20 protein-coding genes are annotated in these 26,458 nt (G+C 46.6%); 7 read left to right on the top strand and 13 right to left on the bottom strand.

The window, feature by feature from the left end; all coding sequences use genetic code 11:
- Positions 1–3: 3 nt before the first annotated feature.
- From I2F54_RS03105 to I2F54_RS03060, 10 genes are all read right to left on the bottom strand, one after another.
- Entirely contained in the window at positions 4–1,296 is a 1,293-nt protein-coding gene (locus tag I2F54_RS03105) for a BT_3928 family protein (RefSeq protein ID WP_118045887.1), read from the bottom strand.
- Positions 1,286–1,828, bottom strand: a complete 543-nt coding sequence (locus I2F54_RS03100; protein WP_009122734.1) for a DUF1599 domain-containing protein — start codon at positions 1,826–1,828, stop codon at positions 1,286–1,288. Before I2F54_RS03100 ends, I2F54_RS03105 begins: the two co-directional genes overlap by 11 nt.
- Positions 1,829–1,949: 121 nt before the next feature.
- Complete coding sequence (locus tag I2F54_RS03095) at positions 1,950–2,819, bottom strand: M23 family metallopeptidase (RefSeq protein ID WP_009122735.1); 870 nt, start codon at positions 2,817–2,819, stop codon at positions 1,950–1,952.
- Between the two features lie 269 nt (positions 2,820–3,088).
- Positions 3,089–5,185 carry an ATP-dependent DNA helicase RecG gene (recG, locus tag I2F54_RS03090; protein ID WP_195500498.1) on the bottom strand — a complete coding sequence of 699 codons (2,097 nt, stop codon included), beginning with the start codon at positions 5,183–5,185 and terminating at the stop codon, positions 3,089–3,091.
- Entirely contained in the window at positions 5,173–5,844 is a 672-nt protein-coding gene (locus I2F54_RS03085) for a 2-C-methyl-D-erythritol 4-phosphate cytidylyltransferase (protein ID WP_009122737.1), read from the bottom strand. Before I2F54_RS03085 ends, recG begins: the two co-directional genes overlap by 13 nt.
- Positions 5,845–6,030: 186 nt before the next feature.
- Positions 6,031–6,576, bottom strand: a complete 546-nt coding sequence (locus I2F54_RS03080; RefSeq protein WP_009122738.1) for a DJ-1 family glyoxalase III — start codon at positions 6,574–6,576, stop codon at positions 6,031–6,033.
- A 14-nt stretch (positions 6,577–6,590) separates the two neighbouring features.
- A complete protein-coding gene (locus tag I2F54_RS03075) occupies positions 6,591–7,403 on the bottom strand; it encodes a TonB family protein (protein ID WP_195500497.1) in 813 nt (270 codons plus the stop codon).
- Positions 7,404–7,443: 40 nt separating this feature from the next.
- Positions 7,444–7,818: an ExbD/TolR family protein gene (locus I2F54_RS03070; RefSeq protein ID WP_009122740.1), complete on the bottom strand. Its 375-nt coding sequence runs from the start codon at positions 7,816–7,818 to the stop codon at positions 7,444–7,446.
- Between the two features lie 71 nt (positions 7,819–7,889).
- A complete protein-coding gene (locus I2F54_RS03065) occupies positions 7,890–8,606 on the bottom strand; it encodes a MotA/TolQ/ExbB proton channel family protein (protein WP_087412906.1) in 717 nt (238 codons plus the stop codon).
- Complete coding sequence (locus I2F54_RS03060; protein ID WP_009122742.1) at positions 8,606–9,319, bottom strand: pyridoxine 5'-phosphate synthase; 714 nt, start codon at positions 9,317–9,319, stop codon at positions 8,606–8,608. Before I2F54_RS03060 ends, I2F54_RS03065 begins: the two co-directional genes overlap by 1 nt.
- Before the next feature lie 103 nt (positions 9,320–9,422).
- On the opposite strand from I2F54_RS03060, the gene I2F54_RS03055 reads away from it, so the two are divergent.
- Positions 9,423–10,292: an NAD kinase gene (locus I2F54_RS03055; RefSeq protein WP_009122743.1), complete on the top strand. Its 870-nt coding sequence runs from the start codon at positions 9,423–9,425 to the stop codon at positions 10,290–10,292.
- Between the two features lie 84 nt (positions 10,293–10,376).
- Here the strand turns inward: I2F54_RS03055 and I2F54_RS03050 are convergent, their stop codons facing one another.
- Together I2F54_RS03050 and mdh are read right to left on the bottom strand one after the other, a co-directional pair.
- On the bottom strand, positions 10,377–13,649 hold the full coding sequence (locus I2F54_RS03050) for a S41 family peptidase (RefSeq protein ID WP_195500496.1): 3,273 nt from the start codon (positions 13,647–13,649) through the stop codon (positions 10,377–10,379).
- Between the two features lie 144 nt (positions 13,650–13,793).
- A complete protein-coding gene (mdh, locus tag I2F54_RS03045) occupies positions 13,794–14,735 on the bottom strand; it encodes a malate dehydrogenase (protein ID WP_009122745.1) in 942 nt (313 codons plus the stop codon).
- A gap of 228 nt (positions 14,736–14,963) precedes the next feature.
- Between mdh and I2F54_RS03040 the strand changes: the two genes are divergently transcribed.
- The 5 genes from I2F54_RS03040 (at position 14,964) to I2F54_RS03020 (ending at position 20,911) form a co-directional block, all read left to right on the top strand.
- Entirely contained in the window at positions 14,964–15,842 is an 879-nt protein-coding gene (locus I2F54_RS03040) for a hypothetical protein (RefSeq protein ID WP_009122746.1), read from the top strand.
- 125 nt (positions 15,843–15,967) lie between these two features.
- On the top strand, positions 15,968–17,476 hold the full coding sequence (locus I2F54_RS03035) for a TolC family protein (RefSeq protein ID WP_195500495.1): 1,509 nt from the start codon (positions 15,968–15,970) through the stop codon (positions 17,474–17,476).
- Positions 17,473–18,459: an HlyD family secretion protein gene (locus I2F54_RS03030; protein WP_009122748.1), complete on the top strand. Its 987-nt coding sequence runs from the start codon at positions 17,473–17,475 to the stop codon at positions 18,457–18,459. The genes I2F54_RS03035 and I2F54_RS03030 overlap by 4 nt, the downstream gene beginning before the upstream one ends.
- A 53-nt stretch (positions 18,460–18,512) precedes the next feature.
- Positions 18,513–19,691: an ABC transporter permease gene (locus tag I2F54_RS03025; protein WP_022219783.1), complete on the top strand. Its 1,179-nt coding sequence runs from the start codon at positions 18,513–18,515 to the stop codon at positions 19,689–19,691.
- The gene (locus I2F54_RS03020) at positions 19,691–20,911 is read left to right on the top strand and encodes an ABC transporter permease (protein ID WP_009122750.1); all 1,221 of its coding nucleotides are present in this window, start codon (positions 19,691–19,693) and stop codon (positions 20,909–20,911) included. The genes I2F54_RS03025 and I2F54_RS03020 overlap by 1 nt, the downstream gene beginning before the upstream one ends.
- Positions 20,912–21,013: 102 nt before the next feature.
- On the opposite strand, the gene I2F54_RS03015 is transcribed toward I2F54_RS03020, so the two are convergent.
- Positions 21,014–22,198, bottom strand: coding sequence for a heparin lyase I family protein (locus tag I2F54_RS03015; RefSeq protein WP_195500494.1), 1,185 nt, complete (start codon positions 22,196–22,198; stop codon positions 21,014–21,016).
- A gap of 169 nt (positions 22,199–22,367) precedes the next feature.
- Between I2F54_RS03015 and I2F54_RS03010 the strand changes: the two genes are divergently transcribed.
- Positions 22,368–26,432: a hybrid sensor histidine kinase/response regulator transcription factor gene (locus I2F54_RS03010; RefSeq protein WP_195500493.1), complete on the top strand. Its 4,065-nt coding sequence runs from the start codon at positions 22,368–22,370 to the stop codon at positions 26,430–26,432.
- Positions 26,433–26,458: the final 26 nt, after the last annotated feature.

Genomic DNA, 26,458 nt, shown 5'->3' with positions numbered 1-26,458 from the left:
TGTTTATTGCCGCTCCTTACTTTTCCTTTCTCTCCGCTTGATTACCAGAATATCAATGCCGATAACCAGCGTCAAAGGTACGATAAACCATAACAATACGTAGCCTATGGTATGCAAATTATTTTCCTGTTTCTGTTGCCCCAACTCCAATTTGTCCAAACTGTCGTTCAGCACATACTCATCCGGAAGCTGATTATCGCTCCATTTATTCAGGATTGTCCCGTCTTTTATCAATAATAAGCCGGGATTGGAACGGATAATCGTCTTTAGGGTAATATCATCCATTTGACAGAACGGATATTCCGCGCCGGTTCTTTCACGCCACATCCCGATTTCTTCATCCGGTGAAGAAGTCAGCGCATAGAAACCATAGCCATGCTCCGCACTGTAATCGTAAATCTCGTTGATAAGGTCGATATTGCTATCGTCCGCTTCTTCTATCCGGTGGGCTACCAGTAAAAAAGCATATCCTTTATCTGACAGCACACTGTCCGTTATATCCTCACCCGTACCCAAGCTTATCATAGAGAAGTCGTGAATGGGCGGTTCATAACCTTTTTCCTTCAATACGGTACGTGTTTCAACAAAGGTCCATGTACTGTCCGGATAATTATCCAATGTAAACTCCTGCCGCCTGCCGTCTTTTTCCAACACGAAACGGCTCTCGAATACACTCGGTTTCGCGCCTTCGGGAATCTCCATGCCCGCCTTTATGTTCGTTCCGATCTTATAAGGGCGGAAGTCCAATACCGGCAAATATTCCAGACAATAAAAAGAGAGCGCAAAGACGAATAAAAGCGTATATAAAGATACCATCCACTCTATCTTCAGCGTAACAAAGCGGAACATGAGTTTCCGATCCCTGAACACCGCTATCGCCGCAACCAGCAATACTATGTTCTTTCCGAATGTCTGCCAGTTCGTCAACACCCAGGCATCCCCAAAGCATCCGCAGTCGGATACGGGATTTGCCAAAGCAAGATACAACGTCAGCGGGGTCATTACACTCATTAGAAGGAGCGCCAATGTCGACGCGATTTTCCGACGAACCCCGAAAAAAAGGAAAACTCCCACACAAAACTCCGCGGACGACAGAACTATGGCAAAGAGTAACGGAAGATATGCGGGAAACCATGAAATGATACCGAATGCCGTCAAATAATCCTGAATCTTATAAAAAGAGCCGAGCGGGTCGACAGCTTTCACAAATCCGGAGAAGATAAACAGTGCCGCCAGCAAGAAGCGGCAGGTATTTACCCAGACGAGTTTTATGATATGTTTTCTCTCAGTCTCCAAACTCTATCTTAATCAAACCAAATACGGAATAATTAATCATGTCCATATAATTGGCGTCGACACCTTCCGAAACCAGTGTTTGACCGGACAAACTTTCAATTTGCTTTGTACGATATATCTTCATCAATATCAAGTCCGTATACGAACTGATACGCATACTGCGCCAAGCCTCATCGTAATCATGGTTCTTGGCAAGCATCAGTTCCAATGATTCTTTCGCATATTTATCATATAAGACCATTGCTTCTTCGTTCGTTATGTCCGCAGATTCGGCATAGCCCGACTCCAACTGTATCAAACCGATGATACCGTAATTGACAATAGCTATGAACTCCGAACGAATGCCTTCGTCCACCAAAGTCACACCTTTAGTTTCAATGCTTCGAATACGATTGGCTTTAATGAATATTTGATCGGTTACGGAAGCCGGACGAAGAATACGCCATGCAGGACCGTAATCATGAAGTTTCTTAGAGAACAAATCACGACAAATAGCAATGACATGCTCAAATTGTTGCTTGGTATCTTTCATATCCTTACAAATAGGCTGCAAAGTTAGGAATAATTAAAGAAAAAAGAAAAGAGGGCACTCTAAATTATATTAAAGCGCCCTCTCCTATAGAGATTGTTTACGTTTAGAGAGTATTTTCGTTTTATGAGCAACGCAACACCTGTCCCGGACGGAGAATTGTTCTCCGGGTAATACGGTTCAGTTTGCAAAGTTTGTCGATGCTTGTACCCTGACGGGATGCGATCTTGGATAAGGTATCGCCTTTCTTCACTTTATAGAAGAGGCCTTCACCCGACGCCATACTGCGGGCCGTACCGGAAGTGCCTTTGGTCTTACGGAACGTATAAGAATCGGCAACAACGTCTTGCTTTTCAAAATCGAACATCAATGCGGGATTGATAGGAATTCCCAGAAAACGGGTTTCAAAATGCAGGTGAGAACCGGTAGAACGTCCGGTATTACCACCCAATGCAATAGGCTCTCCGGCCTTTACCAACTGGTTTATATCAACCAATTGCTTGGATAAATGCCCATAAACCGTTTCCAAGCCGTTATCATGGCGGATAACGACATATTTACCGTATCCGCGACGGCCTTGATTCTTAACGATACGTACCTTACCGTCAAACGCGGCACGGATCGTATCACCTACATATACTTTAATATCCAAACCGTAATGCGCTCTTCTTCTGCGAGGGCGATAGCCGAATACGTCAGTAATACGGGTATGTTCGGTAGGCATACAGAAGCCTTTCAAGTCAAAGGTATAACTTTCCGGCACGATAGCATTGCCATAAGCCTGCACAAATTCATTATTCCAGCTCGGATACAAATCCAGTCCCGGATACAAAGACTGTTCCGCACGGATTTGTTTCTGCAAAGCCAATGAATCTACGCTTTTAAGTTTTCTGTCAATGGGGGCTTGGCGGGCAATCAAATCCTGCGAGAAAGAGTTCAGGCTGACCATTGCCGTTGCTGCTAATAAAGCCGTTCTAATCCAATTAAAATTCATTCCGTTTCGTCATTCATTTCGATATCCGTAGAGCATATCTGGTGAATCAACCACACCTATTCTTACGCGAATATCCAGATTATTTTCAAAAATTCTCCCAAAGGTAACATTTCTCTCCGAAAAGGCGCTTGTATCATTAACTATTTTTTTGAAGCAGTAAGAATAAAAGCAGAGAATAACAGCAGATAAATTACTAATAACAAATAACTTACACCACAAACATGTTTAACAACATAAGCTTGCAAATAAAGCGTATGTTTAACCGTTTTTCAGCTTATAGCCGCCCAATTAACGTTTGTCTTTCGCAAGGCTTTCAACTGTCGCCACAGTATCTCATTTTCAGGAAGAGAAGCATTCGGGTCCTTATCTACAATGGCTTGGGCAACCTCACGAACATATTGCAAAAGTTGCCCGTCACGGGCTATATCCGCTATTTTTAAATCAAAAGCAATACCGCTCTGCTGAGTTCCTTCCAAATCACCGGGGCCACGCAGCTTTAAATCGGCTTCGGCTATCTCAAAACCGTCATTCGTGCGCACCATGATTTCCAGACGTTTCCGGGTATCTTCCGCTAATTTATAACCGGTGACCAATATACAATAAGACTGGTCGGCTCCACGCCCTACACGACCGCGAAGCTGATGAAGCTGAGAAAGTCCGAAACGTTCGGCATTCTCTATTATCATCACAGAAGCATTAGGCACATTCACACCTACCTCAATAACTGTGGTGGCAACCATTATCTGCGCCTCACCGGAAACGAACAACTGCATTTGCGCATCTTTTTCGGCAGGTTTCATTTTTCCATGTACTTTGCAAACCTTGCAATCGGGAAACTCTTCACAGATGTGCAGATAACCTTCTTCCAGATTCTTGAGGTCAATCTTTTCACTCTCCTTGATTAAAGGATAAACGATATAGACCTGGCGTCCTTCATCAATCTGTTTACGCACAGAACGATACAGGCTTACACGATGGCTATCGAACTGGTGGATAGTAGCAATCGGCTTTCTTCCCGGAGGAAGCTCGTCAATAACCGATACATCCAGATCGCCATAAAGCGTCATTGCCAACGTTCGCGGTATGGGGGTTGCGGTCATTACCAGTATGTGAGGCGGCTGTACGCTTTTTGTCCACAAGCGGGCACGCTGAGCTACGCCAAAACGATGCTGTTCGTCAATGACAACCAAACCCAATGATGCAAAGTTCACGGTATCTTCAATGACGGCGTGCGTACCGATAAGTATCTGTACATCTCCTGTCAGCAGGCCGGAAAGAATGACTTCCCTGCGTTTGCCTTTGATTGAACCGGTCAACAGTTCAACCCGTACATCCATTCCATACAACAGTTCACGAATCGTTTCGTAATGCTGATTCGCCAATATTTCGGTAGGCGCCATCATACATGCCTGATAACCGTTATCAAGTGCAATCAGCATGCTCATCAACGCAACCAATGTTTTTCCGCTGCCCACATCTCCTTGCAGGAGACGGTTCATCTGCTTGCCCGAGCCTAAGTCCCGCCGTATTTCCTTCAACACGCGTTTCTGAGCGTTGGTCAACTCAATAGGAAGATTACGGGAATAAAAACCGTTGAACGTCTCGCCTATTTTCTCAAAGACATACCCCCGGTATTTACGTTGCCTGTCTTTGGCATAACGCAGTATGTTCAGTTGGACATAAAACAATTCCTCGAATTTCAGACGATATTCCGCTTTTCTCAGCGCATCCGGACTAACCGGGAAATGAATATTCAGCAAAGCATCCGTCAACGGCATCAGATGGTGTTCCGCCAACAAGGCAGGAGAAAGCGTTTCCGGCAAAGGCTCATTCAACTGCCGGACAATGTTTTTCATCATCTTCTCCATGGCGTGCGAATTGAGAGAGCTCCGCTTCATCTTCTCCGTCGTATTATAATAGGGTTGCAAACCCATAGCAGACAGTTTCAGTTCAGAAGCCGGGTCTATATCCGGATGGGCAATGTTTATCCTGCCATTAAAGACGGAAGGTTTACCGAATACGATATATTCCTGATGAACTTTATACTTCCCTATCAGATATTTGATGCCTTGAAACCAAATCAGGTCGACTACCCCCGTACCGTCTGAAAAGTGCGCTATCAATCTTCGCTGCCGTCCTTCACCGGCAGTTTCAAAACCTAAAATTTCTCCTTTTAGCTGGATATAAGGCATCGTACCGTCTATTTCCTGAATGTAATAGATACGGCTACGGTCTACATATTTATAAGGGAAGTAGTATAATAAATCATGGAAGGAAAAGATGCCCAATTCCTTATTAAGCACCGAAGCACGTTGCGGCCCGACGCCCGACAAATATTTTATGTCACGCGTAGTTAAATCGAACATGAATCCAAAAGGGCGGTAGCTATTTTCAAATCAAAGGGAGTGGTTATTTTAATGTTTTCCCGATTACCTTCCGTCAGATAAACAGGCTTGCCTAACGCCTCAACAACCGAGGCATCGTCCGTGAAATGCGGAGTATAAGGCTGTTCATAGGCCTGTTTCAGCAAATCCGCATCAAACACTTGCGGAGTTTGCACCAGTTTGTATTCGTCACGGCTGACTGTTTCACTTCCTTCGCCGACCAAATGACGTACTGTCTCCACCACGTCTATCACAGGAATCACCGCCTGCTTTCCGGCTGCCAAGGAATAACAACGTTCTATAACTTCCCGGGCTACAAAAGGGCGGACACCATCATGCACCCCGACCAAGCCCGGTGTTGTAACAAATTCCAAACCGTTCTTCACCGAATGAAAACGTGTTTCTCCACCGTCTGCGATATGATGAGGGATTGAAAAGTCATGTTTCCGGCACAATTCATTCCAGTAAGACTGCTGGTTGCGCGGAAGCACCAATATTATCCGTATCTCCGGATTGTAAGCGTAAAAGGCTTCTATGGTACGCATCAATACAGGTTTTCCTCCTATCGGAAGAAATTGTTTGGGAAGTTCGCATCCCATACGCAAACCTTTACCACCGGCTACAATCAGAACATACTTCATTGGAATTACGGATTTTGAGTATTAAAGAAACCGTGTAAAAAGCTCTTAATGTTTTTTAGGCACGGATTACACGGATTCCATCATCTTAGTTTATTTAATCCGTGTGTTCCGTATAATCCGTACCTAAAATCCTATCATTATGTAAATACCTATGCGCTTTTCACACAGTTTTTTCATAATTTATAATCAGACAATCATCGCTTCCTTCAACTCCGCGACTTTATCCTTGCCTTGCAGCAATTCCACGACAGCCAAAGCAAACTCCATTGCGGCACCGGGACCTTTTCCCGTGATAATATTACCGTCTCTTTCCACCATCGCCCCGGTGCAGTCAGCGCCTTCCAGATATTGCTCGAAGCCCGGATAACAAGTAGCCTTCTTACCTTTCAACAGTCCCAACTTACCAAGCACCATAGGAGCGGCGCAAATGGCGGCAATCGGTTTCTGTTCTTCGGCAAAACGTAAAATCAATCTGCGCAAATCATCACATTTTTCCAAGGTGGCCGCACCCGGCATACCGCCCGGAAGCAATATTAAATCAGCATCGAAGAAGTCACAGTTCACTATATTCTTATCACAAAGCACCGGTACACTATGAGCGCCTGTTACAATTTCGTCAGGAGTCACTGTAATCATTTCCACATTCAAACCTGCACGTCTCATTACATCGACAGAAGTGAAAGCCTCTATTTCTTCAAAACCGTCTGCAAAAAACACATAAACTGTACCCATAATAGTTTCTCCTCTTATTTTAAATTAAAATAATACGTTATCGTTCCTGTCTGGTTATTCAACCCGCTTACAGTATTGAACCTCGCTTTCTTCGCCGCATCTTCGGCCGCTTTCCGCAAAGCGGGGTTTACAGTATTCGTCTGGCGGTTGATACTGGTTCCAATGACCTGTCCGGCAGGGTTTACAGTAATGGTAACCACTACTTTTCCTTCATCCTGTACATTATATACAGGACGCGGCAATCCGCCTTCGCCTATAGAACGTCCGCCAAGATTAAAAGTTCCATATCCGCCGGCTCCGGCTGTCGCTCCCGTCGAAGAATTCCCCGTAGGGCTTCCCTGCACGCCGGTTCCTTCCGTAGAACCTTTACTACCCATTTGCGCACCTTTACCGAAAGCTCCCGCTACACGTTTGCGGGCAGCTTCTTCGGCTGCTTTCCGTTCGCGTTCCGCTTTTTCAGCAGCAAGTTTACGAGCCTCTTCGGCTTTTTCAGCCTCGGTCTTTTCGGGTTTCTTTATTTCTTTCTTCTTTTCTTCCGTTTTAGGCTTTATGGCGACGGTTTCTTCATCTTCCTGCGTCAACATCTCTTGCTCTGCCTCTTCCGGCACTTCCGGAGCCGCTTCTTCCGGCATAGTCTCCACTTCTACTAAAGAAGGGTCGGCAACGCCCCAGGCATCGGACGTTTCTCCCATCATCACAGGCACACCGCCTTCCTCCGACTGTTCAGGCAACGTAAATCCTACCAGTATCAAAAGGGCAATGACAACAACGTGTACCAACAGCGCCCCTGCCAATCCTATATATTTTCCTTTCTTCTTCTGATTCACCGTTTCGATTTACGATTTAACTATTTACGATTGAAACCGTTTACTTATTCTCAGGCGGGCGTGTAGCCAACACCATTTTGAAGTGGTTCTCATTAGCGATATTCAGCACTTTCACAATCTCCCGATAAGGAACGGATTCATCGGCATATAACGCCACATACATTTCGGGCTCTTTCGCTGCGCACGATTGCAGGAAAGGAGTCAAACCATCCAAAGTCAACGCCTGTTCCTTGTCGTTACCGAAAGCCGCGTAATAATTCAAATCCTTATCGATGATAACCCTTGTCAGCGGCTTGGCGGATGTCTGCTGTTTTCCCTGCGGAAGCAATACCTTGATTGCATTCGGCGATACTACCGTAGAAGTAATCATAAAGAAAATCAACAGCAGGAATATAACATCCGTCATGGACGCCATACTGAAATTGGGCGATATTTTTGCTCTACGTTGTAACACGCTCTCCTATTTATGATTTATAACTTATGATTTTATTTGGCAGGCTCGTTCAGCAAGTCCATGAAAGCCATTGTCTTGGCTTCCATCTTGTTTACGACACCATCCACCAGCGTCACCAGATAATTATAGGCAAACATAGCGATGATACCCACAATCAGACCGCCTACGGTGGTAATCATAGCCTCGTATATACCGCCCGAGAGCAGAGTTATATCAATATTATTACCGGCATTCGCCATTTCAAAGAAAGCGCGTACCATACCGGTCACCGTACCCAAGAAACCGATCATCGGAGCACCGCCGGAAATGGTAGCCATGATAGTCAGTCCTTTTTCCAACTTTGCCACTTCGATATTACCTACATTTTCTATGGCAGCCTGCACATCGTTAACCGGACGCCCCAAACGGCTGATACCTTTCTCTATCATACGGGCGGAAGGCGTATTGACGCTGCGGCAATAAGCGATGGCAGCCTTAATCTCACCACCCAGAATATAATCCTTGATTTTATCCATAAACATAGGGTCTTCCTTACCCGCCTTACGGATAACGTAATTCCGTTCAAACAAGATATAGAAGCAGATAACGGAGAGAACTCCGAGAACTATCATAATCCAACCGCCCTTGACAGCCATGCTCCATAAATTCATTTCATCGGGAGCGGCAACAGGAGTAAGTACCGGATTGGCGCCGGCGATAGAATCGGCCAACGCCGGAGCCGCCTGGGCTAATAACAACATAAGATTCATCAGCGGAGACAGTTTTTATATTCCTGAATGGTGCGTTCCAATCCCAGATACAAAGCATCGCTAATCAGCGCATGACCGATGGAAACTTCATCCAGCCAGGGTATGTTTTTATAGAAATAATTCAGATTCTCCAAGCTCAGGTCGTGACCGGCATTCAGCCCCAGTCCCAGGCTGCGCGCTATTTTGGCCGCTTCCACAAAAGGAGCTACCGCAGCTTCCTTTCCTTTCGGGAATGCCGTAGCATAGGGTTCGGTATAAAGCTCCACACGGTCTGCGCCGGCTTTGGCGGCATACTCTATCATCTCCGCATCGGTAGACACGAATACAGACGTACGGATACCGGCGGTATTGAACGCTTCCAGTACTTCCGTCAAAAATTCAAGGTTGGTTTTCGTATCCCAACCGGAGTTGGATGTCAACTGAGTGGGACTGTCCGGAACCAACGTCACCTGATGCGGCTTTACCTTCAACACCAAATCTATAAATTCGGGGGCGGGATAACCCTCTATATTAAACTCCGTACGCAACAACGGACGCAAATCGAAAACATCCCTCTTACGGATATGCCTTTCGTCGGGGCGCGGGTGTACCGTTATACCGTCGGCGCCAAAGTTTTCACAATCCAACGCTACTTTTACAACATTAGGCACATCGCCTCCACGCGCGTTACGTAATGTTGCCACTTTATTGATATTTACACTTAATCTAGTCATAATTCGGCTTATAGTTTGGGGCAAAAGTACAAATAATAGCAATATGTTGGCAGCATTCTGAGAAAAAAACTATTTTTGCATCCTACAAAAACAGAAAACAATTATGAAATTTGCCATATTCGGAAATACTTACCAGGCGAAGAAGTCATCGCATGCCGAAAACCTTTTCCGCCTGCTGGCTCAGCGCAAAGCACAGCTCTGTGTCTGCCGCGAGTTCTATAATTTCCTGACTTCCGACCTACACCTCAACATCCCCTCCGCCGAATTGTTCGACGGTGACGATTTCTGCGCCGATATGGTTATCAGCATCGGCGGTGACGGCACGTTCTTGAAAGCCGCCAGCCGCGTCGGCAAAAAGAATATTCCCATTTTGGGTATCAATACAGGACGTCTCGGCTTCCTGGCCGACATATCGCCCGAAGAAATGGAAGAAACGATTGATGAAATTTACAACAACCACTATAAAGTAGAGGAACGCAGCGTATTGCAGTTGAAGTGCGATGACGAAAAACTAATGGAATATCCTTATGCCCTGAATGAAATAGCCGTCCTGAAACGCGACAGTTCATCCATGATCAGTATTCATACGGCAATCAACGGAGCGCATCTTACCACTTATCAGGCTGACGGTTTGGTTGTAGCCACCCCTACGGGCTCTACGGCTTATTCATTGAGTGTCGGCGGTCCGGTCATCGTTCCTCATAGCAAGACGATTGCAATTACTCCCGTTGCCCCTCATAGCCTGAACGTACGTCCCATCGTCATCTGTGATGACTGGGAAATCACGCTTGAAGTAGAGAGCCGCAGCCACAACTTCCTCGTAGCCATCGACGGACGGAGCGAATCATGCAAAGAAACCACACGGCTCACCATTTCACGTGCGGACTATTCCATAAAAGTAGTGAAGCGCTTCAATCATATCTTTTTCGATACGTTGCGGAATAAAATGATGTGGGGGGCGGATGTAAGATAAAAAAAGGAAGTTAACTTCGCGCCAACAACGAAGTTAACTTCCTTATATCAAGATGTTAACTAATTATCTACCTTTCAGTTAACTTCATTCAGGCTTCGATGTTAACTGCTTCAGCAGATGTTCCACCGCAGCTTTCAATTGCACATCATCCCCGTTTATCGCCTCTTCCGGAGTATTGTATATCAAAATATCTGGTTGTAAAGTATGATTTTCCAGATAATTGCCCTGCATATCCATACAACCCACCTGTGGAATGCCGAACACGATACTCGGATCGATCTGGCGTTCCCACCATACGGCTGTCATCGTCCCGGCAACGGGAGTGCCCACCAATTTACCGATACCCAAAGTCTTGTAAACAAAAGGAGTACCATGGGCATTGCTGTAATTGTCCTCGCAAACCAACATACAGGACGGTTTCAACCATTTATTAAACGGATCGCTGCCGATATACTGCCCGCGCGGCACAAAGCGTTCATATTCTTTTCCGCCAAGTAATGTCACCACATCATCGTGCAGCCACCCGCCACCATTATGACGGACATCCACCACTACCGCCTCTTTGTTACGGTTACGTCCCAGCAATTCGGAATACATCTTACGGAAACTCGGACTATCCATTCCCTTGATATGAACATAACCGATACGTCCGCCGGACAGTTCCTCTACTTTCTTACGGCAATTCTCCACCCACCTCTTATAAAGGAGTTCGCTTTGCGCCGCATAAGTAATCGGTTTGACCGTCTCTTCAAAGCGTTTCTTCGTACCCGGGTCATAAACCGAAAGAATCGTTTTACGATTAGCCTTACCCTCAAGCAACGGGAAATAATCCATACCCGCCTTGACAGCCACACCGTCTATCTTCTCGATTATACAACCGGGCTTGACATCGGTTTTCTTTTTGGTCAGAGGACTTTGAGCGATGATTTCCTTGATTTTCAGCCCATCACCGGTATACGATTCATCATAGAATACGCCCAATGCAGCCGTAGGCAGCGTTGCGCCGGAAGCATAATAACGCGCTCCCGTATGCGAAGCGTTCAGCTCACCCAGCATTTCACTCAGCATTTCCGTAAAGTCGTAGTTATTATTGATATATGGCAAGAAGCGTTTATAGCTCGCCTTATAGCCCGTCCAGTCCGTTCCCTGCAAATCTTCCACATAGAACTTATCATCCACCTGTTGCCAAACATGGTCGAAAATATACTCACGTTCTCCATAAGGACGATAATCGAAGAAGGCCTCAAACTCAATCGGAGTAACTTTACCGCCCTCTGTCTCTATTTTCTTCATACCTTCGCTGCTGCAAAGGAAAATATTCTTTCCATCCTTATCAGGCAACAAAGCACCCGCGCCTACATCTTTCAAAAGAACCTTGGTTGAATTTTCTTTCAAATCATGCTTCCAAAGGTCGTAACCGTCTTCAAAAGTAGACAGGTAATAAAGCGCATCCCCTTTCGGAGTAAGTACGGCATCCGCCATGTGCGAAGAGTTAACTGTCAGACGTACAATGCGGTCGAAGCGATTTTCCAAATCAAATTTCAAAGGTTCCGCCTTCTTTTCTTTCGCTGCATCCCCGTCCTTTTCTGTCTTATCACCTTTCTTTTTGGAATCTTTCTTCTTATCCGCTTTTTCCTTTGCTTCCTTTTCCGCTTTTTCGGCCTCTTCCATCAAAGCGGTTTCTTCTTTACTCATAAGGAAGCGGTCATAAGCCTCGGCATCGAAGAACATGATATAGGTATCATCTTCGGCTCCCCAACTGCCATGGCTGCGATATCCGGCACGGTCGCTCGTCCAAATCATCGCTTTTCCGCCTAATACCCATTTGGCGTTACCGTCTGTATAGCCACTTTCGGTCAGGTTTATCATTTCTCCTTTTCCGTCGGCATTCAGCAACACGACATCCTTATTGTTCCAACCGCCGATGCCTATAAAATCAGAAAGAATCCACTTGCTGTCAGGACTCCACCGGAACCACTGGTCGCCGTCGGAATAAGAGTACTGATACTTGGCATCCATTACGGTACGTACATCTTTCGTTTTCAAGTTGATGACACGGATAGCCGCACGGTTCTCCAGAAATGCCACTTCTTTCCCGTCGGGACTGTACTGCGGTTGGAAAGAGGTCACATCCGAATCGGTCAACCGTTCCTCTTTCAACTCCGTAGCGTATGTAAACTGTTTTTCATCCTTACGGACAATAGCGGAAGTATAAAGCTGCCAGAGCCCGTTACGCTCGGAAGCATATACCAACGAACGACCATCGGGAGCAAAATCAACATCACGTTCCTGACAAGGCGTATTTGTAATCTGTTTGGTGGTTTTATAGTCAACCGAAGTTACATACACATCTCCACGAAGCACAAAAGCCACTTCCTTGCCATTAGGCGATAAAGCCATTTCCGTTGCCCCACTACTCTTAATCTGGCGAATCAAATCCTTGTCGCTTCTGTCGGAAACAATGCTGATATTCACTTTCCGAGGTTCTCCTCCCGGAGTTAAGGTATAAATTTCCCCGTCATAACCGTAACAAAGCCTGCCGTCGGCAGCAATGCTGAGAAAACGCACCGGTTGCTTGGTATGACGGGTGACCTGCGTGGCGGAAGTTGCGCCGGGAGTACGCTGATATACGTTGAAAGTTCCGTTTTCTTCACTCAGATAATAAAAAGACTTTCCATCGGGCGCCCAAACCGGTTCGCGGTCTTCACCGCCAAATGCAGTCAGTTGCCGGTAAGCGGGTTTTTCATCCGGTGTATACATCCATATGTCACGTGCGATGGGCGATACCTGATGCTTACGCCAATAATCTTCATAGCCTTTCTTATCCTGATAAAGTATCGTCCCTTCCTTATTAATAGAAATACGCTCCATCGGCATCGGCGAATAAAGGACAGGACGGCCGCCCTCTACCGACACTTTATATACTTGCCGGAATTGTCCGTTGGAAGGGAAAAGAACCGTTTCGGCAGACGGCATAATATCCGCGGAAAACAGAATATGTCCGGCATCGCTAAATGCCACAGGGGTTTCGCTCCCCGAATGGGTAGTCAGCCTGCGAGGCTCGCCGCCCTCTTTGGAAACGATATAGACATCCATGCTTCCCATACGGTCGGAAGCGAAAGCGATACGTTTGCTGTCAGGACTCCATACCGGCTCCGTATCATGGGCAGGATTGGTAGTAAGCTGCATAGCACGTCCACCGCCGACCGGCACTGTGTAAATATCGCCTTTATAAGTGAAAGCAATCGTAGTCCCATCGGGAGAAATGGCGCAATGACGCATCCAAAGCGGAGCATCCTGCGCAAAAGTAAAGCTTACCATACAGGCAGCGGCAAGGGTTAATAATAGTTTTTTCATATAATAAGTGTTGTTTTCCGCCGTTTGTCATTCAGAGCATAACGAACGGCATTAGGATAATGGAAAAGATGCAAAAGCCCCACGACTTTTCCTTTCCGGTAAAAGTTCGTGAGGCTTTACTTATACTTTAAGTTACCCCCTCAATCAGAGAGCGCCTACTTCTTTCAGAGCAGCGTTTGTTTTGTGAACGGCAGCAGCGCTGGCAGCAAATTTAGCTTTTTCATCAGCGTTCAGTTCCAGTTCAACAATCTTTTCGATACCGTTCTTGCCGAGGATAACGGGAACGCCGATACAGATATCGGACTCACCGTATTCACCTTCCAGATATACAGAACAGGGAACCATCTTCTTTTGGTTGTGGATGATAGACTCAACTACATAAGCACCTGCCGCACCCGGAGCGTACCATGCAGAAGTACCCAGCAACTTAGTCAGCGTAGCACCGCCCACCATAGTAGAAGCAACTACTTCGTCCAGTTTTTCCGCGCTCAACAGCGTGCTTACCGGCTGGCCTTTGTAAGTAGCCAGACGAGCCAAAGGAATCATAGTAGTATCACCGTGACCGCCGATAACCATACCTTCCACTTCGTTGGCATTGCAACCCAGAGCCTGAGACAAGAAGTATTTGAAACGAGAGCTATCCAAAGCACCGCCCATACCGATGATGCGGTTCTTAGGAATACCCAAAGATTTCAAAGACAAATAAGTCATAGTATCCATCGGGTTAGAGATAACTACGAGGATAGCATTAGGAGAATATTTCAGAATGTTCTGCGCAACCGACTTAACGATGCCTGCATTCACGCCAATCAACTCTTCACGAGTCATACCCGGCTTACGGGGAATACCTGAAGTGATTACGACAACGTCGGAATTGGCAGTCTTCTCATAATCGTTGGTACAACCTACAATAGTGGTGTCGAAGCCCAACAGCTGAGCAGTCTGCATCATATCCATTGCTTTACCCTCTGAAACGCCTTCTTTAACATCCAGCATTACCACTTCGTCAGCCACTTCATTAAAGGCTAACACATTAGCGCATGTAGCACCTACGTTACCTGCACCTACTACGGTTACTTTTGACATAATTTCTAAAGTTTTTGTTTATTAGTGTTCTATAAAGTTGCCACAAAAGTACAACGACATTCCTGATTAAAGAAATATTTCCGTAATAATTTTAGTTAAATGAAGAATTTGATAGTAGTTAGTGGTTAGTGATTGGTGATTAATGATTATTTTTGCGGTGATTTACGATTATAGGGGGAAGCAACCCATCTGTTAATCGCCAATCGCTAACCACTAAACACCATCAAAATGGCCAATAAAAAAAATACGCTTCAGATTATCATCGGAAGTCTTTTGATACTATTATTAATAGGCGTCACCGTGTTATTGATTTCGGAGAAACGAACCAACAACGAATTGGTACAGGAGTTCAACCTGGAAAAGGAAGACCTGGAAAACCAATATACCGACTTCGCCAAACAATATGACGAACTGAAACTTACCGTTTCCAACGACTCCCTTTCCGTACTTCTGGAGCAGGAGCAGCTGAAGACACAACGTCTGTTGGAAGAGCTCCGTACCGTAAAAAGTACCAATGCCACCGAAATTCGCCGCTTGAAAAAAGAACTGGCGACCCTTCGTAAAGTAATGATCGGCTATATCAACCAGATAGACTCCCTGAGCCGTCTCACTACCCACCAAAAGGAAGTGATAGCCGATGTCACCCGTAAGTATAACGTCGCCTCACAGCAAATCAGCAACCTTTCCGAAGAAAAGAAAAACCTGAATAAAAAGGTTACGCTCGCAGCTCAGCTGGATGCTACGAACATCAACATCCAGGCTACCAACAAACGAGGTAAAACAGCCAAAAAGGTGAAAGACGTCGTTAAACTGAAAATCAACTTCACAATCGTCAAGAATATAACCGCCGAAACCGGAGAACGCACGCTCTACGTCCGTATCACCAAACCGGATAATGACGTACTGAGCAAAAGCGCTTCCAACACATTCCCGTATGAAAATCGCGAACTGGTATACTCCATCAAGAAATATATAGAGTATAACGGCGAAGAACAGCATGTTACGGTTTATTGGGATGTCGAAGAGTTTCTGTATGCGGGAAGCTATCGCATAGATATATTCTCGGACGGAACGCTCATCGGCTCTCAATCGTTCAACTTGGATTAAGTTCTAAAAAAGCCCTAATTTATTTTGCAATATCATTGAAACCCTATACATTTGCATCGTTGTTTATGCAATTATTGTTGCTTTATTAAACAACGGATTCACTACTATTCTAATGTATAGATACAATGAAAAAGTTCTTCTGTTTCATCTGTTTGACCTGCCTGACGCTTCCAGCGGTTGCACAGGACGTTTTAAGCTTGGATAGTTGCCGTGCATTGGCAATTGCCAATAACAAGGAACTGCTGATCGGTCAGGAAAAAATCAAAGCGGCGCACTACCGGAAAAAAGCGGCGTTCACGAGCTATCTGCCCCAAATATCCGCTACCGGCGGATATATGCGCAATCAAAAAGAGTTTTCTCTGCTGAATGATGCGCAGAAAGGCGCGCTCGGCTCCGTAGGAACACAAGTAAGCGGCGCGTTACAGAACGGTATTCAAGGTATGATAACCCAATACCCGCAACTGACACAAAACCCGCAATTCATGGCGCTCGTCCGGTCATTGGGCAACATAGACATTGCCACTCCGCTGAATGGATTAGGACAGTCGCTTGTCGATGCCTTCCGTACCGACACACGTAACATGTACGCCGGGGCATTGACACTGACCCAGCCATTGTATATGGGAGGTAAAATACGCGCTTATAACAAGATTACCAGATATGCCGAAGAACTGGCGCGCCAACAGCACAACAGCGGGATGCAGGAAGTCATTCTAAGTACCGACCAGGCATATTGGCAAGTCGTATCTCTCGCCAATAAAAAGAAATTGGCGGAAGGCTATCTTGAACTTTTGCAAAAGCTGGAAAGTGATGTAGACAAGATGATTGCCGAAGGAGTAGCTACCAAAGCGGACGGATTGTCTGTCAAAGTAAAAGTAAACGAAGCCGAAATGACACTGACAAAAGTGGATGACGGTTTAAGCCTTTCCAGAATGTTGCTATGCCAGCTATGCGGATTAGACCTCAGTACCCCCATTGCTTTAGCGGATGAAAAGGAGAACGACTTAACCCTTACTCCGGCAGACAACAGCAGTATCGATATAAATAATGTATATGCCACACGCCCGGAAGTACGCAGCCTGGAACTCGCCACTCAAATCTACAAGCAGAAAGCGAACGTCACCCGTTCGGAGTTCCTGCCGTCCGTAGCCCTCATCGGAAACTATATGGCAACGAATCCTTCCGTATTCAACAGCTTTGAGAACAAATTCAAAGGTATGTGGAATGTAGGCGTCATGGTCAGTGTACCTATCTGGCATTGGGGAGAAGGTATTTATAAAGTAAAAGCCGCCAAGTCCGAAGCCCGTATCACCCAATATCAACTGGACGACGCCAAAGAAAAGATAGAACTGCAAGTCAGCCAATCGGTTTTCAAAGTAAACGAAGCAGCCAAGAAACTTATCATGGCCGAAAAGAACCTGGAAAAGGCAGATGAGAACTTACGCTACGCCACCCTCGGATTCGAGGAAGGAGTAATCCCGGCAAGCAACGTATTGGAAGCGCATACCGCCTGGCTGTCCGCCCAGTCGGAGAAGATAGACGCCCAAATAGACGTGAAACTGACGGACATCTATTTAAAGAAGGCAACGGGAAGTTTAAGGGTTGAAAATTATAAATCTGAAATCATAAAATGAATACAAAATCACAAAACAGTAACATGTTGCTGGCATTCCTCACTTTAACGGGAGTGATTGCCATCGTTGCTCTGGTGGGTTTCTTCATGCTGCGCAAGGGACCGGAAATCATACAAGGCCAGGCGGAAGTAACAGAATACCGCGTATCTAGCAAAGTGCCGGGACGTATCCTGGAGTTCCGGGTGAAAGAGGGACAAAGCGTACAGGCCGGAGATACGCTTGCCATTCTTGAAGCTCCGGACGTACAGGCGAAACTGGAGCAGGCACGTGCCGCCGAAGCCGCCGCGCAAGCCCAAAACGAAAAGGCGCTGAAAGGCGCCCGCCAAGAACAAATACAGGCAGCCTACGAAATGTGGCAGAAAGCCCAAGCAGGACTTGCCATAGCAGAGAAATCGTACAAGCGTGTAAAGAACCTGCACGACCAGGGAGTAATGTCCGCCCAAAAGCTGGATGAAGTTACCGCCCAGCGCGATGCCGCGCAAGCCACCGAGAAAGCCGCCAAAGCCCAATACACCATGGCAAAGAACGGGGCGGAACGTGAGGACAAGGCCGCCGCGGCAGCTTTGGTGGAACGGGCAAAAGGGGCCGTCGCCGAGGTAGAGTCATACATTAAGGAGACTTACCTGATAGCCCAAACCGCCGGTGAAGTCTCCGAGATATTCCCCAAAACAGGCGAGTTGGTGGGTACAGGTGCCCCCATCATGAATATCGCCATTATGGACGACATGTGGGTCACTTTCAATGTGCGCGAGGATTTATTGCAAGGATTAGGTATGGGAACCGAATTTGAAGCCTTCATCCCCGCTCTTGACAGGAACATCCGGCTGAAAGTATACTACATGAAAGACCTCGGCACATACGCCGCCTGGAAAGCCACCAAGACTACCGGACAATTCGACTTAAAAACATTCGAAGTAAAGGCGTCTCCGCAGGAGAAAGTAGAAGGGCTGCGTCCGGGAATGAGCGTGATATTGAAAAAGTGATGAGGTAGTACAAAGATGATAAGGTGGTAAAGTGATAAGGTGAGAGAACGACAATGGAGAAGAACAATAAATACATGGCCTTGTGGAATGTGATGAAACGTGAGTTTCGCCGTCTCGTTTCACGCCCGCTCTACCTGTTCTGCATGGTAGTAGCGCCCCTATTCTGCTATATATTCTTCACGACATTGATGGATTCCGGTTTGCCCACCGATATGCCGGTCGGCGTGGTAGACCAGGATATGACTACCACCTCACGCCAACTGGTACGTAATCTGGACGCTTTCGAGCAAACGGCAGTCGTAGCTCACTACCCCACTATCGCCGATGCGCGTATCGCCATGCAGAAAGGAGAGATTTACGGCTTCTATTACATCCCCGAAGGGACAACCGCCAAAGCACAAGCCCAGCGGCAGCCCAAAGTATCTTTCTATACCAACAACACGTTGCTCATAGCCGGTTCATTACTCTTTAAAGACATGAAGATGATGAGCGAACTGGCATCCGGAGCCGCCGCACGCACAGCACTATATGCCAAAGGCGCTACCGAAGACCAGGCGATGGCATTCCTGCAACCGATTGTCATCGATACTCACCCGCTGAACAATCCGTGGCTGAACTATTCCGTATACCTGTGCAATACCTTTGCTCCGGGCGTACTGATGCTGCTCATCTTTATGATAACCGTCTACTCCATCGGCGTAGAAATCAAAGACCGTACCGCCCGCGAATGGTTGCGTACGGGTAACAACTCCATCTGGATTTCCCTTGCCGGAAAGCTGCTGCCCCACACGGCTGTATTCTTCCTTATGGGTATATTATATAATGTGTATCTGTACGGCTTCCTGCACTTCCCCTGCAACAGCGGAATATTGCCGATGCTGTTCGCCACCCTCTGCCTGGTATTGGCTTCGCAAGGCATGGGCATACTGATGATAGGCACCCTCCCCACACTGCGTTTGGGACTGAGCTTCGCTTCCTTATGGGGCGTGCTGTCGTTCTCCATGTGCGGACTGTCGTTCCCGGCTATGGCGATGCACCCCGTACTGCAAGGTTTGGCCAACTTATTCCCCCTGCGCCACTACTTCCTTATCTATGTAGACCAGGCTCTAAACGGCTATCCCATGATTTACTCATGGATGAATTATGTGGCATTGCTTATTTTCATGATGCTTCCCTTCCTCGTTGCCCACAGGCTGAAAGAAGCATTGATATACTATAAATACGTACCCTGATGAAACAGCTGACGTTCAAACAGAAAGTCGTACAAGGCATACACGACCTGTTCTATATATGGAAGCAGGAATTCCGCACCACCTTTCGCGATCAAGGCGTGCTGATTTTCTTTGTGCTTGTCCCGTTGGTGTATCCGTTGATATACTCTTTCATCTATACCAACGAAACAATTCGTGAAGTGCCTACCGTAGTCGTGGACAACTCACGCAGTTCACTGAGCCGGGAGTATCTCCGGAAAGTAGACGCCAGTCCGGAAACAAGCATTGTGGCTCATTGCGCCGATATGGAAGAAGCCAAACTCATGCTGAAAGACCGCAAAGCTTACGGTATTATTTACATACCCGCCCATTTCAGCGATGACATAGCCCGGGGCAAACAGACACAAGTCAGTATTTTCTGCGATATGAGCGGACTGCTTTACTACAAGGCATTACTGACAGCCAACACCAACGTGTCGCTCGCCATGAATGCAGACATTAAAATGAAACGCGCCGGCAACACCACCGCCCGTCAGGATGAAATAACAGCCTACCCCATCGAATACGAAGACGTAGCCATCTTCAACCCGACCAATGGATTTGCCGCTTTTCTGATACCTGCCGTACTCATATTGATTATACAGCAAACGCTCCTGCTGGGCATCGGCTTATCCGCCGGAACCGCCCGCGAGCAAAACCGGTTCAAAGATTTGGTCCCTATTAACCGTCATTATAACGGTACGCTCCGTATCGTAATGGGAAAAGGATTGAGTTATTTTATGGTATATTCGCTAGTGGCTGTGTATATATTATGCGTGGTTCCCCGCCTTTTCAGCCTCAACCAGATAGCGATTCCCGGTGTGCTGACTCTCTTCGCCCTGCCCTATCTGGCGGCTTGCATCTTCTTTGCGATGACGGCATCCATTGCCATACGCAACCGGGAAACCTGTATGTTATTGTTTGTATTTACCTCCGTACCGCTATTGTTCCTCTCCGGCATTTCATGGCCGGGCGCTGCAATGCCCGAATTCTGGAGATATTTTTCCTATATCTTCCCTTCTACTTTCGGAATCAACGGCTATGTACGCATCAACAGTATGGGAGCCACTCTCAACGAAGTATCGTTCGAATATCAGGCTTTATGGATACAAACAGGCATTTACTTCCTCACCACTTGCCTGGTCTATCGTTGGCAAATCATACAAAGCAGAAAGAAAGGAGTGATAAGTTATAAGTTATGAGTTATAAGTGATTAAGGATTGGTTGTAAGCAAGGGAATTGTGAATCGGGGGTATCACTAATCACTAATCGCTAATCACTTATAACTCATAACTTATAACTCATCACTCTTCCTTATATCCGGCCAAGTTATAGCATACCGGTACTGTACTGTTACCTACACGATAGATGCCGAATTTAAAATAGTAACCGTCATCGTCATTACGGCCTATCTGAATTTCTTCATTATTCACGATATGCTCTTTAACGGTTTTCTTCTTGTCGGTATACTCCATTTGTACGTCCAGTTTGCCCGGTTTCACAATGGTTTCGGCTTCCTTGCCATAAGTAGTCCAGTCGATATGAATGCGGAAAGTAACCCAGCAGTCTTTGGGGAAATCGGCAAAAGGCATCTTATAAGCTATTGTAGACGACTTGTATTCAGAAGTCACAGGCTTCATTATCGGAGTTTTTTCCGGATTGGCGTTACAGCGGTCAGTCTTGTCGGTCAGCCAACGGCGGTCTGAATTGGCCTTGATATAAAACCAGCCGCCGGAAAATCCGAAAGCTAACGGCGGATAACCGCCTTGCTCTACCAACCAACCGTTCTTCTTTCCGGCCTTATAGATAGGATTTCCCTTTTTATCTTTCATCGGATTTCCTTGCTTATCCAGTCTCGCCACTTTTTCATGTCCGGTGTTCTTTTTGAAAATAGTGGTCTTATCCAGCTCTATAAACTCGTCAACCGTCAACTTTTTCACTTCACCTTCAGGAGTCTGCACAAGCGTACGGTCGGGCATACCGTGCCATTGGGCAAAAATGGTAGACACATTGCTATCCAGCGCAGACGGAATATATACGGAGAACTCATAGTCGCGTGACGCTCCTTGCGGACAAATACCTTTTCCGTGATGATATACGGTCTTGGTGATTTGCGCTTTCCGGTAAGCATCCGCCGGCAATCCGTTAAAATCGGCCGAGGTGGCATAACAATAAGAGAACTCGGCACGGCCTTTGGTCTCTCCCTTTCCGTACCCTTCCAAAGTATTATCCTCTTCACGCAGCTCAAAACGATAAGACGGTTTGCCGTTGAACAAACATGTAAAATCCCGTTGAATGGCATGCTCCTTTTTCGCGCCGACAGCTACCCAGCATCCGTCTATAACCTGATCGATACGCGCTGAATCAGCTTGAACGTTTACCCGTTTGGTCAAGGGAACCAATGTTTCAGAGCCTTTGGTTTGCGCAGTCAGCGTTGCCGTGCAACCTGCTGCCATCACCATGCAGATAACAAAAATGTTTTTCTTCATCCTATTTGATATTAAACTTAAATTACGCTGCAAAAGTACGAAAGCTATCCCTCATACCCACCCCCTATTTGTTTCAGAAAACCCTATATTTGTGTAAATCCACCATAAGATATAGAAATTTTGAAAGATATTACTATCTTTGAAGCATCATAAATTTTACGGTTTAATAATGAGTAACCTTAAAAAGATAGTAACCATCCTGTTTCTTCTATGTACGGCAGGAGTCTCTTACGCTTATTCGGAAGCCTGGGGGCAAATAAATTTTTCTTATATATCCATTAAGGACGGCTTATCGCAAAGCACAGTATTCTCCATAGCGCAAGATAAGCTCGGGAATATGTGGTTCGCCACTTACGACGGCGTCAATAAATACGACGGATACGCATTCACCGTTTATCAGCACGACGAGAACGACCCGAACAGCATCGCCAACGACATAGCCCGTATCGTGATGACCGACAGTAAAGGGCGCGTGTGGATCGGTACCCGCGACGGCCTTTCGTACTACGACGAGGAGAAAGACAAATTCCAAAACTTTTTCTATGAAAAGAACGGCAAGCATCTGCAAGTCAACGGTATTGTGGAACTGTCACCGGACTGTTTGCTCATCAGCACCCTGGAGGGATTGACGATGTTCGACGTTTCTACATCCCGTTTTGTCAACGACATATTCAGTACGGCAATGCACAAAACGATTGCATCCGCCCTGTACAGGCATGGCGACCAAATCTATATCGGTACGCCGTCGGACGGTATGTACTGCTACTCCGTTCCGCAGAAAAAACTTGAGAAGCTTACTTACATACCGAGCAGCAAGCAGATTCAGGGAATACTCCAGCAATCCCCCACCCGTATATGGGTGGCAACGGAAGGCTCCGGGCTGCTTCTCATCAATCCTAAAACCCGGGAAGTCAAGATATACAGACATTCCCCTTCCAATCCACAGTCCATCAGCTCCAATTACATCCGTTCATTGGCGCTGGATTCGCAAAACCGCTTATGGATAGGTACTTTCAACGACCTCAATATCTACCATGAAGGAAACGACTCTTTCATGTCTTACAGCAGCAATCCCGTAGAAAGCGGCAGCCTGTCGCAACGCTCGGTGCGCAGCATTTTCATGGACTCGCAAGGCGGTATGTGGCTGGGCACTTATTTCGGCGGACTGAACTATTACCACCCCATCCGCAACCGCTTCAAGAACATCGAGCGTATTCCTTTCAGAAACTCGCTGAGTGATAATGTCGTAAGCTGTATCGTTGAAGACAGGCAGAAAAACCTGTGGATAGGAACCAATGACGGCGGACTGAACCTATACACCCCCGATACCCAGCAATTCGTCCATTACGCATTGCAGGAAAACCAGCGTGAAGATGGTTTCGGTTCCAACAACATCAAGTCCGTATATGTGGATGAGCCGAGAGGATTGGTCTACATCGGCGCACACGCCGGCGGTCTAAGCATCTTGCATCGCAACAGCGGACGCATAGAGAACTTCAACCAACGCAACAGCCGTTTAATCAACGAAAACGTATACGCCATTCTGCCCGACGGAGAGAATAACTTCCTCTTAGGTACATTAAGCGCTTTGGTACACTTCAATCCGGAGAAGCGGAGCTTTACCACCGTCACGCAAGAAAGCGACGGGACACCAATGAATCTTCAAAAGATTACAACCCTGTTCCGGGACTCTCAAAAGCGCCTTTGGATAGGCGGGGAAGAGGGTATATCCGTATTCAAACAGCATGGAACGTCTATACAGAAAGCGGCGATTCTGCCCGAATCCACTGTTACAAAAGCATTCACCAATTATATCTATGAAGCGGCCAACGGTTTAATCTGGGTGGGTACGCGCGAAGGGTTCTACTGTTTCAACGAGAAGGAGAAGCGGATTAAGCGGTACACCACAGCCAACGGCCTGCCCAACAACGTGGTCTACGGCATACTCGAAGACTCTTACGGCCGCCTGTGGATGAGCACCAACCGGGGTATCTCATGTTTCAACCCTGAAACGGAGAAGTTCCGCAACTTTACCGAAGCGGACGGATTGCAAAGCAACCAGTTCAATACATCTTCCTGTTACCGTACTTCCAACGGCGAAATGTACTTCGGAGGCATAAACGGCCTTACCACATTCCGCCCGGAGCTGTTGCTGGACAACCCCTATACTCCGCCGGTAGTAATCACCAAGTTACAACTGTTCAACAAAACCGTCCGTCCCGACGACGAAACCGGTATTTTGAGCAAGAACATCAGCGACACGCAAAGCATCACGCTGAAATCCTGGCAGACAGCGTTTTCTCTGGAGTTTGTCGTTTCAAACTACATTTCCGGACAGCATAATACTTTCGCCTATAAATTAGACGGTTACGACAAAGAATGGTATTACCTCACGGACAGGCGCTCGGTATCCTACTCCAACCTGCCGCACGGCACTTATCACTTCATGGTGAAAGCCGCCAACAACGACGGCAAATGGAATACCACGCCTACCATACTGGAAATCGTCATACTGCCCGTATGGTACAAGACCTGGTGGGCTATCCTGCTGTTCCTCTCCACTTCCATCGGGTTCATTACGTTTGTATTCCGGTTCTTCTGGCTGCGTAAGAATATGGAAGCGGAGCTTGAAATAGAACGCCGAGACAAGGAACACCGTGAAGAAATCAACCAGATGAAGATGCGTTTCTTCATTAATATTTCACATGAGCTCCGCACGCCGCTTACCCTGATTCTGGCACCGCTGCAAGAGGTTATCAGCAAAATCAACGACCGTTGGACCCGCAACCAGCTGGAATACATCCAGCGGAACGCCAATCGCCTGCTGCATCTTGTCAATCAGCTTATGGACTACCGCCGGGCGGAACTCGGTGTTTTCGAATTGAAGATAAAGAAAGGCAACGCATATCGCCTAATACGCGAAAACTTCCTGTATTATGACAAGCTGGCACGCCACAAAGAGATACACTATGCTTTCCACTCCGAGCTGGAAGATAAAGAGGAGTATTTCGACCCGAACTATCTGGAACTGATTGTCAACAATCTGTTATCCAATGCCTTTAAATATACGGATAACGGAAAGAGCATCACCGTTACCCTGAAAGAGGAGAACAACTGCCTGATACTGCAAGTGAGCGACACCGGTATCGGTATCCCCATCAACAAGCAGGGTAAGGTGTTCGAACGTTTCTATCAGATAGAAAGCCAGCATATAGGAAGCGGAATCGGCCTTTCATTGGTGCAACGCCTGGTAGATTTACATCACGGGCACATCGAATTAGAGAGCGAAGAGGGTAAGGGAAGCACGTTCTCCGTCTATCTGCCGCAAGACTTGTCCGTCTATAAAGTTTCGGAACGGGCGGACTCCAATGCTTCCAAGGAAGAAGAGCAGGTGTACTCCACCAACTCCAAAGACATGTACTTCATCGATACGGAGAAAATGGAAAGTGAGGCCATAGAGACGGGTGACAAAAAACGCGGCACTATCCTTATTGTGGAAGACAATCAGGAAATACGCCATTATCTCAGCAGCGGCTTGGCCGGGTTGTTCAATACTCTGGAAGCCGGAAACGGTGAAGAAGCGCTGGAGAAGCTGAAAGATAATGAGGTAGATATCATCATCACCGACGTTATGATGCCTGTAATGGACGGAATCAAACTGTGTAAGAATATCAAGCAGAACATCCGTACTTGCCACATTCCGGTCATTATTCTGTCTGCCAAAACCGATATAAAAGACCAGTTGGAAGGCTTGCAAGTGGGTGCGGATGATTATATTTCCAAGCCGTTCGCCATTACCGTCCTCACTTCAAAGATACAGAACATGATGCGTACCCGCCGGCACATGCTCGAGAAGTATGCCAAGTCACTGGAAGTGGAACCGGAGAAAATTACTTTCAACGCCATGGACGAAGAGTTGCTGAAACGTGCCGTGAGCATTGTAGAGGAGAACATAGACAACATCGAATTCTCCACCGATGAATTTGCGCAGAAAATGAATATGAGCCGTTCCAACCTGCATTTGAAGCTAAAAGCGATTACCGGAGAATCCGCTATTGACTTTATCCGCAAAATCCGGTTCAAGAAAGCGACGGAACTGCTGAAAAGCGGACGTTATACAGTGGCCGAAGTCAGCAGTATGGTAGGATTTAATTCGTCGTCTTATTTTGCAACATGTTTCAAGAAGTATGTGGGTTGCCTGCCGACGGAGTATATAAAGAAAGCTAAAGGATAAAAGTTTAATGTATAAGCTCTCTGATG

The organism is Bacteroides clarus, from assembly GCF_015555825.1.
GTDB lineage: Bacteria > Bacteroidota > Bacteroidia > Bacteroidales > Bacteroidaceae > Bacteroides > Bacteroides clarus.
The sequence above is the reverse complement of the archived record's forward strand: the minus strand, read 5'-3'. Positions and strand labels throughout refer to the sequence as shown.